Raw genomic sequence first — 13284 nt, 5'->3', positions numbered from 1 at the left:
GTCGACGCTCAGGCCGCGTTCGACAGCGGTGGGGTCAGCGCCTCATGCAGTACGGCTTCGAGCAGGCGGCGGCTGTCGGTTTGGGTGGTCGTCAAATGGGTTTCGATCTGGTCGCAGATCACCATCAGCTCATCGACCTTGGCGACAATGCGGTGTTGTTCGGCGAGGGGTGGAAGCGGGAATGGCGAATACGCGAAATAATCTGCCGGAACACGCTTTTGACCTGCTGTTACGGTCATGCGTGGGATGCCGGACTCAATGAAATGTGGGCACTTCAGAAACATCAACACGAAATCGACATTGACTAGGAAAGGACGAACAATATGCAATTCAGTCGTACCCGCGCCAAACCCATTTTCGAGACCGCGAAAGACCGTGGATTTTCCATTTTCAAAACAAGGAGTGATTTTCGCTAGACCAACATCACCTTCTGCGAAATGGGTATAGCCAATCTTGAACTCGCCCCACGGTCGGATCTCGTGCTGATGCGGAATTCCGTACTCAGCGGGAATTAATGTCATTGGTACAAATGAGGCAGGAATCGATCCCTCTACAGCATTACGTGGACTGATGAATCCAATCTCCGCAAGCTGGCTCCATTTCCATCCCTGTGGAACGGGGAACGGAAAATCATCGGCTGTCAGCAAGCTGCCGTTTTTTTGTTTTCTGACAGTTCCTGCTTTGATCAACCGCGCCTTCTCCGTCTGAATCCTTTCCAGCAATTCCGCCGCTGGCTCCTCCATCGGATCCTGCTCAACCAGCTTCCCCCGCACAGCCAGATCGAGAATGAAACGTCGCAAACGCGGAATGGCGTCGGGCGCCTCCGCGAGTCGGTCGAAGTGCTGAAGGAGTTTGTGCGCGGTGTTGGTCATGACGTGAACTCGTCTTCGGGCGGAATGAGCGGGCGCAGTGTTTCGATCAGGGGCGGGAGATCGCGTTGCACGACCCGCCAAACGATGTCGAGCTGCACCACGCGGTAGCCATGGATGAGGCGGTTGCGCAAGCTGATCATTCCGGACCACGGAATCTCTGGGTGCTGTTGCTGGAACGCGTTGGAGACCTGACCGGCGGCTTCGCCGATGATTTCGAGCTTGCGCAGAATGGCGCTCTGATGAAGATCGCTGGCGATAAAACCCGCTTCATCAAGGCCGCTGGCGAAGCCGATGGCATCGGAGGCCGCCAGCAGCATATCGAGCAGATAGCCCTGGTCACGCCACATAGATCGGCTCCAGATGGTTCAGGATCTGGTGGCGTCGGATGTAATTGCGGCTCTGTTCGACCGCGCGGCGCTCGATCAGGTCGACGGGGTGTCCGACCAGGCGTTCCAGTTCAGACTGGATGTCCAGGATTCGCGCGAAGTCGGGAGGCGTGTCGGGACTGAACTCCACCAGGAAATCCACATCGCTGTCGGGGCGGAAATCCTCGCGGATGGCAGAGCCAAAGAGTGCCAAGCTCTTGATGCGATGGCTGCGGCACACTTGGCGGATGTCCGCCATCGGAAGTTTGAGGCGCTGATTGATCATTGCTCGCTTCCCCGTGATCTCTGTGCTTGGTTGATCGTGGCTCAGAACACGACGCCGAGATGTTTCTCGGCACAGCTTTGGCACGTTTCTCGGTCCATCATGTGACCGGCATTCTGCCGTTCGTTGCAGATTGAGCAGATTCGGAAGAATCGAACGGTTTCGAGCGCCTTTCGCTGTGCAACAGCAAGACGCTCGGCCGTTGGCCATGTGGTCCAGCGATGGAACCTCTTCCACACCAGTTCGGGCTCATGGGGGCCAGACCACTCCACCACACCCACCTCCAGCACGGTCTTTCCATCCATTTCGGTCAGCCGCATGAACTCGGCGACCAGCTCGGCATCCGTCATCGCAACAACGCCTCCGCCAGAAGCGTTTTCAACTGATCGCGTAGCGCGGCGGTCGCCTGCTCGTCCCGCGCCAGCTTGACCAGCAGTTCCTCCGGGTCGCCGTGATCGTCGGCGACGGTGTGCGGGTTCTTGACATCCAAGTTGTAGTTGCGGGCCTTGATCTCGTCGAGCGTGACCTGCCACGCCTGCTCGGTCTGTGCTCGCCCCGTGCGCTCGATCCCGCCCCACCAGTCCACGCAGCCTTGCAGATGCTCGACCCGGATCGGGCGGGTCATGGAATAGGCTTTCTGCCCTGCGGGGACGCGATGCTCGTAGAACCAGACCTCGCGGGTCGGTTCGCCCTTCTCGAAGAACAGCAGATTGGTGCCGATGCTGGCGTAGGGTTTGAAGACGCTGTTCGGCAGTCGCACGATGGTGTGCAGGTTGCATTCTTCCAGCAGGTGTTCCTTGAGCCGGGTCTTGACGCCCTCGCCGAACAGCGAGCCGTCGGGCAAGACGATCGCGGCCCGCCCACCGGGTTTGAGCAGACGGATGAACAGGGCCAGGAAGAGGTCGGCCGTCTCGCGGGTGCGAAAGTGCGCCGGGAAGTTGGACTCGATGCCGTCTTCCTCGCGCCCGCCAAAAGGCGGATTGGTAATTCTACTTTGTTAACTTTGACTGTCGCATAAATTAATGAATTTTAAGTTATTTTTTATTAGGCGCAATAAATCTTCATTTACTATGCCCCTATTGAAGATAGATGTTGGCGGTTTATGGGTGATTATAGGCGCTCAACGCGCCACTAGAACCCTATTGTTTATGTGTATTTTTGTTTATTATCATAAAATTTAAACACTTAAAGATTTTTTGAAGGTAACAAAGTAGAAGTAAGGATGATGTCGACCCGATCGCTTGGCCCGTAGCTGATGTAGGGCCGGGCCAGGGTGTTGTCGTGCTTGACGAAACTGGGGTCTTCGATACCGTGCAGCAGCAGGTTGGTCACGCACAGCATGTGCGGGAGCTGCTTCTTTTCGACCGCGCGCAATCCGGCTTGCAGGGCCTGTTCGTCCTCGGGCGTCTTGACGTAGCGCTCGCGCATGTGGCGGATGGCGCAGGTCAGGAAGCCGCCAGTCCCGCACGAGGGGTCGAGCAGGATCTCGCCCGGCCGGGGATCGATGCGCTCGACCATGAAGGCGGTGATCGCGCGCGGGGTGTAATACTCGCCCGCGTTGCCGGCGCTTTGCAGGTCGTTGAGCAGTTGCTCGTAGATGTCGCCGAAGTGGCGGCGGGAGGCCAGATCGTTGAAGTCGACCGCGCCGATCCGGTTGATCACCTGGCGCATGAGCTGACCGGACTTCATGTAGTTGTAGGCGTCCTCGAAGACGGCGCGCACCACGCGCGCGCGGTTGGCGCCGGCGCCCCGTGCCGGAAGCTCCTTGAGGGCGGGAAAGAGATCGGCGTTGATGAAGTCGAGCAACGCCTCGCCGGTGAGACCTTCCGGGTCGGCGGCCCAGGCGCGCCATTGGAGGTTGGTCGGGATGGGCGAGCGGTAGTCGTCGCGCAGCAGCTCCAGCTCTTGATCCTGATCGTCGATGATCTTGAGGAAGAACATCCAACAAAGTTGGGAGAGACGCTGGGCGTCGCCATCGACGCCGACATCCTGGCGCATGATGTCCTGGATGGATTTGACGGTGGTGCGTACTGACACGGGCGATTTCGTCCTGGTGCGGTGGGTGCTAATCGGTCGGAGTGAGCAAGGCTTCGTCGCCGTCGGTGGCATCGGCCTCGGCGAAATAGCTGTCATCTATCTCGACGAGGGTTTGAGGGCGCTTCTTGATGCCGACCCCATGCTTGACGAGCAACTCCATGAGTTTGTCACCGTCGATGAGCGTGATGGGGGCGGCACCGGGATAGAGCGCGGCTTCGGTACAGCCCTTCGCGAAGCGACCCAAGGTGATGATGGTACCCCGGATGGCTTGGTGGTAAGGCAGCGCGCCCCGTAACTGATCTAGCACCGGGCGGGTGATACTGCCCTGGTAGCGTTTGACCTGGACTACCTCTTTGATTTGAGTGATGCCGAACTGGTAGTTGGCGATGACATCGACGCCCTTGTCGCCGCTCTGCTTGGTCACGATCACGTCTTCGTAATCCATGGCTTCGAGCAGATCGCGGATCAGCGCCTCGAAGCGGTACGGATTCATCTTGCCGAGGCGATCACGCAGGGCTTGGATCTGCGTGTCGTTGTACCGCTTGATGGCGTTGAGCACCTCCTGGTGTGGGCGCTCCGTCGCGATCTCGCTGGAATCCGCCGCATAGGCGATCCCCTGATTCGTGATGGTGTAGGTGTTGCCTTCGCGTGCGATGCAGCCGCGTTCGACTAGGTTAAGGATGCGCCGACGCAGGGTGTCCTTGATGGTCGAGGCCGTGCCGTACTTGGAGTGCTTGTGCAGGAATTCGGCCCAGTCATCCAGCAGATCGCCCCGCTTGGCAGGGGAATGAGCCGCAAGGATCAGGAGTAGATTCGGCAGACCCTCGGCCTCGTCGATCTCGCGCACGGCCATCGGGTCTTCGTCAAGAAATGCCTGCCCTCGCGCGCTGAGTCGATAGACGCCCTCGCTGTCTGGTATCAGCAACTGGTAAGAGTTGATAAAGAGATAGACACCATAGAGATGCCGAGGGTTGATGGTCTTCTGACTCTTGCTCCAGATACGCGTCGCCAGTTCAGCATCCTCGCCAGTCAAACGCTCGCTGATCCATTCGTCCGGATGGCTCCAGTCCACTGGATTCTGCGGTGTCCCGGTTTGATCCCAAACCGCGTTGATCAGATTGAGAACGGCTGATTTCGTGGTTGTGTTCGCCCAAATGGGGAGCAGGCTGCGTACTTGGGAGTACTCGGGGAACAGTGGTGTGCGGACGATATGCTGGGATTGATCGGTCATGGGGATCAAACAACTTCCTGATAGAGCGCGGCTTGCAGTTCATGCACGGCGTCCTCGAAACCCGACTTGGTGCCGAATTCCTTGACGAGCTGGAGTGGCGTGCCCATGGCGTTGAAGGGTGGAATCGACAGCAGGCGCACATTATCCAGGCCAGCGACCATCCCGTCGTCCTGGTACTTGTCGAGCAGCGCCTCCAGCACCGTGCGGGCCTGGGGGCCGTACTTGGCGAAGACATCACCCTGTTTGGCCTTGCCCGCGCGCTCGCGGCGGGTGAGCGGTGGTTGGTCGAACGCGATATGGCAGATCAGATCGAGGGGGTCGAGATCCTTGCCGACCTCTTCGGCCAGCGGTTCCAGCAGCAGCCCTTCCTCGGTCAGCTCCGCGAGGATGACCTCCTTGCGCGCGGTGCCCCGCCAGCGGCGTAGGAATTGATCGAGGCTGGCGTAATGGTCGCGGATGGCGCGGCGGGAGTAATCGCGCAGGCTCTCGGTGACCAGCTTGCCGGAGTCGTCAAGATATTCGACGCGCTCGGTCAGCACCGTGACCGGCTTGCCCTTGATGTAATACTTCACGCGTGGTTCGGGCGGCTCAGGTGGCAGCGTGACGCCGAGCGGCTGGGGGTTCTCGATGATCGTTTCATCCTCGCCGGGTTGCGGCGGGATCGCCTCGTCATCCTCGCCGAGCGGCGGGACATCCTCTGGTGGCACCGGCGGATCGTCCTCGCCGGGCTCGTAGATCTGCACCGGCTCGCCGTCGAAGTCAGGGTCGGCGAAGTGGTTGGTTGCCTTGCGGAAATCGACCAGCGTGAAGTAATACTTCCGGGTGTCTTCATGCACCCGCGTGCCGCGCCCGAGGATCTGCTTGAACTCGGTCATGGAGCCGACCTCACGCTCCAGCACGATCAAGCGGCAGGTCTGGGCATCCACACCGGTCGAGAGGAGGCGCGAGGTGGTGACGATGACCGGGTAACGACTCTCCGGGTCGATGAAGTTGCCAAGCTGGGCCTGTCCCTCGGCGTCATCGCCGGTGATCCGCATCACATAGCGACTGTTCTGCTGAGCCAGATCCTGGTTTTCATTGATGAGGGCTTGGCGCATCCGCGCGGCATGTTCGGTGTCGACACAGAAGACGATGGTTTTCTGGAAGCGATCGCCGCTCTGTTTGAGGTAGTCCGAGATCCAGCGGGCGATGCGCTGGGTGCGGGCGTCGATGACCAGGACGCGGTCGAAATCCTTCTGATTGTAGTGGCGATCCTCGATCCGGTGGCCGTTGAAATCCGCCTCATCGGGCGGCGGACGGTAGCCTTCGACATCCACGTCCAGATGCACCTTGATGACCTTGTAGGGCGCGAGAAAGCCGTCGCGGATGCCCTGCTTGAGCGAATAGCTGTAAAACGGCTCCCCGAAGTAATGGATGTTGGAAACGTATTCGGTCTCCTTCGGCGTGGCGGTCAAGCCGATCTGGGTCGCCGCGCGGAAGTAGTCGAGGATCTCGCGCCAGGCTGAATCCTCGGTGGCGCTGCCCCGATGGCATTCGTCAATCACGATGAGATCGAAAAAGCCGCGAGAAAACTCCCGAAAGAGTTTCTGACGTTCTTCCGGCCCCGTGATGGCCTGATAGAGTCCGAGATAGATTTCGTAGGCGGTATCGATGCGGCGGCGCCGGTCGAGGGCGGTGGTCAGCTCGATCTGGGAACCGTCCGCGCGCTCGATGGTTTTGGCGGTGGTGCTGAGCTTGGCCATGGCCGGTCCAAAGGGCCGGAAGTCATTGACCATGGTCTGATCGATCAGCACATTGCGGTCGGCTAGAAAGAGGATGCGTACCTGTCCCTTGGCAATCGCCGCAACGGTCGCGTTGATGGTGTTGCGCTGGTAGTAGCGCGGCTCCCGACCGCTGCCGTCATCATGGTAGGGCTGAAAGAGGAGCGATTCATGCTCGGGAGCCAGTCCCTTCCAGGCGCGATACTTCGCCCAGAGGTCGGCGGGCGAGGGAAACTGATCAAGCCTGAGCGAGGTTTCGAGCTGGACGCTTTGACCGCTGCGGTCATGAAAGACAAAGCCATCCCCATTGCTCGTGAACACAAAGGGAACATCGAGGATGAGCGCATACTCCAGCCCCTGCTGCATCCCGTCGCCCAGGGCGTGGGTGTTGCCCTTGATCTCGATGATCGCGATCGGGATACCGCAGAAATAGAGGATGATATCCGCGCGCTTGGCCTTGCCCCGCGTCACCAGCCGCCCGCGCACCAAGATGCGGCCCTTGGTGAAGTAAACCTGGCGGCGGATCTGGGTGGCCTCGTCCCAACCGGCCTGGACGATGGCCGGGGTGACGTACTTGACGCTGATGTCGTCTTCGCTGAGGGTCTTCTTGCTCATGTCCGTGGAATCTCAGTCGGGCTCCGACTGTCCTTTCTCCGTCGCAAGCGACCTAAACTAAACCAGTTAGCTCAGTTAGACAACTCACACCGATGTCGCAGAAGGGGATGTCACCATCGTCACGCGATAACACTCGGACCTCCTTGCGGTTTGTCCACGTTGTGCTAGGCTGGCTTGGAAGTGTGATGCCGGACATGCGAATGGTCACCCGCCAATCGCGACGCGCGATTGGCTCATGGAGGACAGATGGAACACGAGATTTGCCCGAAGTGTGGAGCGGCCAAGCATCCACTTATGGCTTGCCCGAGTTGCGGATTCTGCAAGAGAACCGCGATGGATGCTGCCAAGGCAGCCAAGCCAAGCACACCGCATCAGCCAGAAGATCGCGTGCCAGGACAGGAAAGTCCGCCGAAAGAAAGGGACGGACCATGACGGGAGCGCGTCTCGCCGCCAAACATGACCCTCTCCTACCACTCAATTTCGCCGGACATCGCTCGAAAGCACGGCCAAGAAACCGTCGCGATTGGTGAACGAGGGGAGTATCGAGCGCCTTCCGGCCGCACCGTCGAGATTCAGGCCCTGGTCGAGCGGGCGGTTCAGCAGACGATCGGCTATCCACCAGAGGTGCGTTTGAGGCCGATGTTGATCGGCTAGCATGACACCCTCATCGACGTGACCAACGAGACGACGCTCTCCGGCGCGCAGCGTTTCAGTCGGCAGGGACGGAGTAGCGTCGTACTGAATTTTGCCTCGGCTACCCGTCCTAGCGGGGGATTCCTCAACGGCGCCAGGGCACAAGAAGAATATCTGGCCCGCTCGTCTGGTCTTTACCAATGCCTGCGCGACCACCCGATGTATGCCTTCCATGCCCAGCAAGACGACCCGCTTTATACGGACTACGTGATCTACTCCCCGGAAGTCCCGGTCATCCGGGGTGACGACGGCGTGCTGCTTGAAGTCCCTTACACTGTCAGCATCCTCACTGCCCCAGCCATGCACGCGGATCGCGTCTCCCCAAATCGCCATGAGGAGATCAACCCGGCCATGTGGTCGCGTATTCTCAAAGTGCTGGCAGTCGGGTTGGCGCACGGGCATGACGCCATCGTCCTGGGGGCGTGGGGATGTGGCGCTTTCGGCAACGACGGCGAAGCCATCGCGTCGCTCTTTCGGAAGGCACTGACAGAGAATTTTCAAGGCGCGTATCGGAACATCGTTTTCGCCATCCTGGATCAGACCCGCGACCACGCGTTCATCGGTCCGTTTCAGCGCGCTTTCCGCTCCCGACGCTTGGACTGATCTCATTTGCCCTCTTCTCGGATGGACAGTCCACGCGACGCTGCCGGGACGTTCTAATGAAGACGACCAAAATCTGGTCAAACGATGGATGCAGACCGATTGCCGGTTACGCGGGTTCGACCGCTCCTGCCTTCTCCCCTGTCGCGCCCGACGGCGGGGTCCGCTCCTGCATGCCACGGGCGTGGGCTGGCTGGGCAACAGTCGTCACGAGCGACTGACAACCATCTAATGGTTCTCGCAGATCCAACCAGCGTGGTTGTTCCCAGTGGAGCCGAACCTGATCAGAGATTGGCTATACCCCCGATTGTGGTGGTCACCTGCGAATACCCCAGATATTGGTTCAGATGGAGAACCAACCTCGCTCAGATCCGAATGCGCTCGACTTTCCCTCTCTAGGTTAATTTGATCCTGGCGGCGATCATCGCATTCTTCGCGAGAAACCCGCCGTTCAGGGCGGGGAGGCAGAGCGCAGCGCGGAGCGCGGAGCGCGGTTAGGCCGCCAATCTCGCTTCCTCCCTTGGTGTCGGATTGAACGAATAGCCATCGCCATCAGCGCGTTGCAGCGCCAGGCAATAGCGGTGAGAAATGGCTTTGATCAAGCCTGTCGGCATCTGGATATTCAAACTGCCAGTGCCAGCAGAAATCAAATTCCACACCTCTGCTCGGACAGCATCCCGATCACGTCGTGGTAGGACACCCAGACATCGCCTGTCACGCCTTGCTTGGCCAGACGGTTAATGATCCTCGTGCGGTTGACGTGGCCCTGGTCGGTGCGACTTCCCCCATCCCAGACGGCGATCGTGATCCGCCGCGCGCGCATCCGCAGCACCGCCTCGTAGCCGATTCGCCACCACCGCCGACGCTCGGTTCCGAAATGCTCGAGCGGCTCGCGAGCGACGAGACGATTGCCGAGGCGCTGGCGACCGAGCGTCAGGCCCACCGCATCGCCGGCGGCATCGTCGACGTTCTCGGGCGCATAGGGCCGCATCTCAATGCCGCGCCCCGCTCCACTTCCAATCCGACGCCTCGACGATCGTCTCGGCGAGCAGGCGACCGTCCGCCATCTGGCAAAAAATTCGCAATCTGCCGTCCGGCAGAAGCTCGGCGCTCTCGTCGGGAATGTCCTCTGCCGCGATCCCGCCTGCGGCGGTCGCGAGCCATTGATAGGCCGCGCGCTCGCTGAGAAGGATGTCGTCGATGAAATTTTCCATCAGGCGCACGCCCAGGCGCGCGGGACTGGCGCATCGATTCGTCGCGCCTGTCGCAAGGGCGGCGGCATGATGGGCGCGCCAAGCTGCGCGAATGCTTCGGCATGCGTTTGCGCGCGGCGCGCGGTCGCCTGGATGTCCAGGTGCTGCGCCGGACGTAGCTTGTCGTCATCCACGAAGGTGACAAGCGCCCAGCAATCGGGGTCGTCCTGTGCCGGGGCCGCGATCACCGCGCCGCCGGGCATTCCCAGGAGCCGATTCCCATCGACCCCGCCGTCGATCGCGGCATTCCACAAGGCGGTGTAGATCGCCGGCCCCAGACTTTGAATCGCCGCGACCGGCTGGTCGAGATTCAGGCGTTGCATGGTGCGCTCGATCAGATGATGCGTCAGGCGCACGGGGATCTCGACCGGGTGTACCTCGCAATGGCGCGCATTGAGCAGGAACGCGATGCCCTGCCAACCCTCGGCCCAGGTCTCCGGCTGACGCCACACGCCCATGACCATCGCCATCTCCTGTTTGCCGTGGCCGTGACGCTGCGATTCGATCACGACGAAATGCGGTTGGCGTTCGATTTCGAGCAGCGACTGGCGCATCCAGGCCCCGCGCGTGCGCACGGCAGCGGGTGGGCGCAAGGGCCGTTCGGGACGCTGATCCAAGCGGCGCACGTAGCCGCGATACAAGGCTCTGGCGATCGATGCGTGCATGGGGCGTCTCTCTTTTGACCAAGCTGGCGGACGGCCAGCGAGCGAATGTGTCGACCTTAAACGTCGCGCCATCGCGCGTCAATAGCGTATTATATATATCGTTTTACGGATTCAGTAAAGTGCTATGATTGCCCGCTAAAACCGATCCCACGCACGTCGCGACAGGCGCGCTTCATCGAGAGGATTCATTCCATGGCCGACCTTTTCGACTTCGATTACACCACCGAACAGCAGGGGATCATCGCGTCGCGCGCCGACACGCTCTCGATCAACGCTTTTGCGGGCACCGGCAAGACGGCGACGCTCGTGGGCTTTGCCGACGCGCGACCCCAGCAACGGATGCTCTACCTGGCGTTCAACAAAGCGGTGGCGGAGGCGGCGAAACAGCGGTTTCCCAGCCATGTCGACTGCCGCACGTCGCATTCGCTGGCGTTCGCGACCTTCGGCAGTCGCTACAAGCATAAGCTCGGACAGCCGCGCTCCTTGCAAGCGCGCACGGTGTTGCAGGCAACGACGCCGATGCGCAACCCCGACGAGGCGCTGCTGTTTGCCGATCAAGCGTTACGCGCCGTGACGCGCTTTCTGATCTCCGGGAAGCCGGCGCTGCATCAGGAGCATGTCGGTCTGTCGCCTGCCGGGACGCGCCAGTTCGATCCCCAAGAGGTTCTGGACGCCGCCCAGCGACTCTGGGACGCGATGCAGGATGTCCACAACGCGGCAATGCCGATGCCGCACGATGGCTATCTCAAGCTCTATCAACTCTCCAAACCGGATCTGCGGAAGTACGACGTCATCCTGCTCGACGAGGCGCAGGACACCAACCCCTGTCTGTTTCAGATTTTCAATCGCCAGCAGACCGGGCGCGTCCTGGTCGGGGACGCGCACCAGAATATTTACGCGTTTCGCGGGGCGATGAACGCGATGGATCGCCTGGACGGGGAACGCCATGCGCTGACGGCCAGCTTTCGGTTCGGCTCGGCGATTGCCGACGTGGCGAATGCGCTCCTGGGCACATTCAAAAACGAACCGCTGACCCTGGAAGGACGGGGCGGACCGAGTACGCGCGGTCCCGCCAGCGGCGATCTGCAAACCGTTTATCTGCACCGCACCAACGCCGGTCTGATCGAGCGCGCCATCGGCTTGCTCCAGGCGAACGCGCGCGCCCGGATTCATTTCGTGGGCGGCGCGTACAATTATCATTTCGAGACGCTGTTGGACGCTTGGCGGCTAATGGACGGCGAGCACGGCGCGATCCGCGATCCCTTTTTGCGCGCTTTCAACAGCATCGGCGATCTGGAAGACTACGCCGAAGCGACCGAGGATCGCGAGATCCAGGCACGCTTGTCGGTGGTCAAAAAATACACTTACCGACTTCCCGGATTGCTCGATCAGTTGACCGCCGCCGACGAAGCGGACCCGGCCCGTGCCGTGGCCTCGCTCACGACGGCGCACAAAGCCAAGGGCATGGAATGGGAGCAGGTCATTTTGGGCGGGGATTTCCCGGAGACGATGTATGAACGCCGTTTGCCGCTGATCCCCTCGGAGATCCCTAAAAATGCCGAGGCGAATCCGCTCAGTGCCGACGAAGCCAACTTGATCTATGTTGCGGCGACGCGCGCGCGTCGGCAACTGGCTCCCTATGGATCGCTGGGCGACTTGCTGGAGTGGTCCGCGCGCCATCCGCGAGCGGTCCCGAAGCCAGCGGCCCCCAAGAAGACATTGCTGGCCACGCCCCGACCCCGCGCCGGGCGACGCGAGCTTGCGGTACCCGATGCGGCTCTCGACGGGTTGTTGAGGCTTGTCTAGCGCACGGCGGAGAGAACAGCAGTTCTAAATTTGAAAAATTTTACTCCTATATTCAGTTTGTTAGAGATTCACCCGCAAACTGCATCAGATCTCTAATGCATTGAATGCAAAGCGTATTTGCCTTTAAGTTTAGATCTGCTGCGGAGAGGATCGACAACCGGCCCTGGCCGCGTTTGCGGCTAAAATCGGCCCACCCATGTCCGCGACCGTCCGCGGCGATCCATGATCGACGGCAACCAGGCATTCAACCAATGCGTTTCCATTCACACCGACTGTTTCGGCATCGCCTCGCCCGCGCTGCCGCCCGCGCCGCATGAGCGCCCGAGGCGAAACCCGCCGTCTCGCCCATGCGGCGGCCTGCGAGATTGCGGCCAAGGGCCAGCGTCCCAGCATTGCGGCGATCCGCGAACACCTGGGTGGGCGTGGCGGTCAGCAGGCCATCATCGACGGTCTCAACGACTGGATCGCCGATGCCGCCCGGCGCTTCGAGATCCCCGGCATCCCCGAGTCGCTGCGGGGGCTGGTGGTCGACTTCTGGGATCGCGCCACGATGGAGGCGGCGACACGCTGGCAGGACGAACGCCAACAGTGGGAGGGACGTTTGGCGGAGTGCCAGGCGCGTACCCAACATCTCGACGCGCAATGGCAGGCTAGCCTCGCGCGGGTCGACGATCTGACGGCCCGTCTGGCACGCGAGCAGGCGCAGGTCGCCGATCTGCGGGGCTTGCTCGGGGAGCGCGACGAACAGATGCGCCGCCTGACCACTCTGTTGGAGCGCGAACAGGCCGCGCGCGACGCGGAGCGTTCGCGAGGTTCGTGAGCCGGGTCGGGTGACGCTGGCGTCAGAAGCGTATAAAAAGAGACGTTTTACGTTAAATTCTTATTGTGTGCTATTCTCGGGCGCCAATGGATCGATAGAGGCATCAGACACATGGACTTTCTCGGTTGGATCGCTATCCTCTGGATCGCCATCCTGACTTGGTGGAATCAGCAGCGCCCGCCGTTGCGCGAGTGCATCGCCGCACCCAACGCCACGTCATCGCCAAGCGACGTGTGCCATTTCCTGATCAACCTCGACACCCTCGCGCAAGCGGGCTTTCACCG

At 60.8% G+C, this 13284-nt stretch carries 13 protein-coding genes and 2 pseudogenes; 4 read left to right on the top strand and 11 right to left on the bottom strand.

Features of this window, described 5'->3' with window-relative positions:
- Positions 1-8: 8 nt before the first annotated feature.
- The 8 genes from CCR95_RS17285 to hsdR form a co-directional block, all read right to left on the bottom strand.
- The gene (locus CCR95_RS17285; RefSeq protein ID WP_201096603.1) at positions 9-872 is read right to left on the bottom strand and encodes a restriction endonuclease subunit S; all 864 of its coding nucleotides are present in this window, start codon (positions 870-872) and stop codon (positions 9-11) included.
- A complete protein-coding gene (locus CCR95_RS17280; protein WP_242523312.1) occupies positions 869-1189 on the bottom strand; it encodes a HepT-like ribonuclease domain-containing protein in 321 nt (106 codons plus the stop codon). Before CCR95_RS17280 ends, CCR95_RS17285 begins: the two co-directional genes overlap by 4 nt.
- Before the next feature lie 19 nt (positions 1190-1208).
- Positions 1209-1523 (bottom strand): nucleotidyltransferase family protein, encoded by a 315-nt coding sequence (locus CCR95_RS17275; RefSeq protein ID WP_242523311.1) that lies wholly within the window; start codon positions 1521-1523, stop codon positions 1209-1211.
- Positions 1524-1564: 41 nt separating this feature from the next.
- Entirely contained in the window at positions 1565-1870 is a 306-nt protein-coding gene (locus CCR95_RS17270) for a hypothetical protein (RefSeq protein WP_201096599.1), read from the bottom strand.
- Positions 1867-2508 (bottom strand): N-6 DNA methylase, encoded by a 642-nt coding sequence (locus CCR95_RS17265; protein ID WP_201096641.1) that lies wholly within the window; start codon positions 2506-2508, stop codon positions 1867-1869. The genes CCR95_RS17270 and CCR95_RS17265 overlap by 4 nt, the downstream gene beginning before the upstream one ends.
- Before the next feature lie 197 nt (positions 2509-2705).
- On the bottom strand, positions 2706-3557 hold the full coding sequence (locus CCR95_RS17260; protein WP_201096597.1) for an N-6 DNA methylase: 852 nt from the start codon (positions 3555-3557) through the stop codon (positions 2706-2708).
- A 28-nt stretch (positions 3558-3585) separates the two neighbouring features.
- Positions 3586-4788, bottom strand: a complete 1203-nt coding sequence (locus CCR95_RS17255; protein WP_201096595.1) for a restriction endonuclease — start codon at positions 4786-4788, stop codon at positions 3586-3588.
- A gap of 5 nt (positions 4789-4793) precedes the next feature.
- Positions 4794-7163: an EcoAI/FtnUII family type I restriction enzme subunit R gene (gene hsdR, locus CCR95_RS17250; protein ID WP_201096593.1), complete on the bottom strand. Its 2370-nt coding sequence runs from the start codon at positions 7161-7163 to the stop codon at positions 4794-4796.
- Between the two features lie 216 nt (positions 7164-7379).
- Here hsdR and CCR95_RS26440 point away from each other — a divergent pair.
- Both CCR95_RS26440 and CCR95_RS17235 read left to right on the top strand, forming a co-directional pair.
- Positions 7380-7595: pseudogene (locus CCR95_RS26440) on the top strand (hypothetical protein); the annotation flags it as partial.
- A gap of 24 nt (positions 7596-7619) precedes the next feature.
- Positions 7620-8459: pseudogene (locus CCR95_RS17235) on the top strand (TIGR02452 family protein).
- A 643-nt stretch (positions 8460-9102) separates the two neighbouring features.
- Here CCR95_RS17235 and CCR95_RS17225 read toward each other — a convergent pair.
- From CCR95_RS17225 to CCR95_RS17215, 3 genes are read right to left on the bottom strand one after another with little or no spacing between them, the layout of a single operon-like run.
- Complete coding sequence (locus CCR95_RS17225; protein ID WP_201096583.1) at positions 9103-9447, bottom strand: hypothetical protein; 345 nt, start codon at positions 9445-9447, stop codon at positions 9103-9105.
- Between the two features lies 1 nt (position 9448).
- Positions 9449-9670: a hypothetical protein gene (locus CCR95_RS17220; protein ID WP_201096581.1), complete on the bottom strand. Its 222-nt coding sequence runs from the start codon at positions 9668-9670 to the stop codon at positions 9449-9451.
- A complete protein-coding gene (locus CCR95_RS17215) occupies positions 9670-10374 on the bottom strand; it encodes a hypothetical protein (RefSeq protein WP_201096579.1) in 705 nt (234 codons plus the stop codon). Before CCR95_RS17215 ends, CCR95_RS17220 begins: the two co-directional genes overlap by 1 nt.
- Before the next feature lie 192 nt (positions 10375-10566).
- On the opposite strand from CCR95_RS17215, the gene CCR95_RS17210 reads away from it, so the two are divergent.
- Both CCR95_RS17210 and CCR95_RS17205 read left to right on the top strand, forming a co-directional pair.
- Positions 10567-12180, top strand: a complete 1614-nt coding sequence (locus tag CCR95_RS17210; protein ID WP_201096577.1) for a UvrD-helicase domain-containing protein — start codon at positions 10567-10569, stop codon at positions 12178-12180.
- Positions 12181-12493: 313 nt separating this feature from the next.
- Complete coding sequence (locus tag CCR95_RS17205; protein ID WP_201096575.1) at positions 12494-13000, top strand: DNA-binding protein; 507 nt, start codon at positions 12494-12496, stop codon at positions 12998-13000.
- The last annotated feature ends 284 nt before the right edge of the window (positions 13001-13284 follow it).

Source organism: Thiocystis minor (assembly GCF_016653465.1).
Classification (GTDB): Bacteria; Pseudomonadota; Gammaproteobacteria; order Chromatiales; family Chromatiaceae; genus Chromatium; species Chromatium minus.
The sequence above is the reverse complement of the archived record's forward strand: the minus strand, read 5'-3'. Positions and strand labels throughout refer to the sequence as shown.

Excerpts from the sequence above, each read along its gene's own strand:
- CCR95_RS17285 (WP_201096603.1), bottom strand. The coding sequence starts at position 872 with ATGACCAACACCGCGCACAAACTCCTTCAGCACTTCGACCGACTCGCG.
- CCR95_RS17280 (WP_242523312.1), bottom strand. The coding sequence starts at position 1,189 with ATGCTGCTGGCGGCCTCCGATGCCATCGGCTTCGCCAGCGGCCTTGAT.
- CCR95_RS17275 (WP_242523311.1), bottom strand. The coding sequence starts at position 1,523 with ATGATCAATCAGCGCCTCAAACTTCCGATGGCGGACATCCGCCAAGTG.
- CCR95_RS17270 (WP_201096599.1), bottom strand. The coding sequence starts at position 1,870 with ATGACGGATGCCGAGCTGGTCGCCGAGTTCATGCGGCTGACCGAAATG.
- CCR95_RS17255 (WP_201096595.1), bottom strand. The coding sequence starts at position 4,788 with ATGACCGATCAATCCCAGCATATCGTCCGCACACCACTGTTCCCCGAG.
- hsdR (WP_201096593.1), bottom strand. The coding sequence starts at position 7,163 with ATGAGCAAGAAGACCCTCAGCGAAGACGACATCAGCGTCAAGTACGTC.
- CCR95_RS17225 (WP_201096583.1), bottom strand. The coding sequence starts at position 9,447 with ATGCGGCCCTATGCGCCCGAGAACGTCGACGATGCCGCCGGCGATGCG.
- CCR95_RS17220 (WP_201096581.1), bottom strand. The coding sequence starts at position 9,670 with ATGGAAAATTTCATCGACGACATCCTTCTCAGCGAGCGCGCGGCCTAT.
- CCR95_RS17215 (WP_201096579.1), bottom strand. The coding sequence starts at position 10,374 with ATGCACGCATCGATCGCCAGAGCCTTGTATCGCGGCTACGTGCGCCGC.
- CCR95_RS17210 (WP_201096577.1), top strand. The coding sequence starts at position 10,567 with ATGGCCGACCTTTTCGACTTCGATTACACCACCGAACAGCAGGGGATC.
- CCR95_RS17205 (WP_201096575.1), top strand. The coding sequence starts at position 12,494 with ATGAGCGCCCGAGGCGAAACCCGCCGTCTCGCCCATGCGGCGGCCTGC.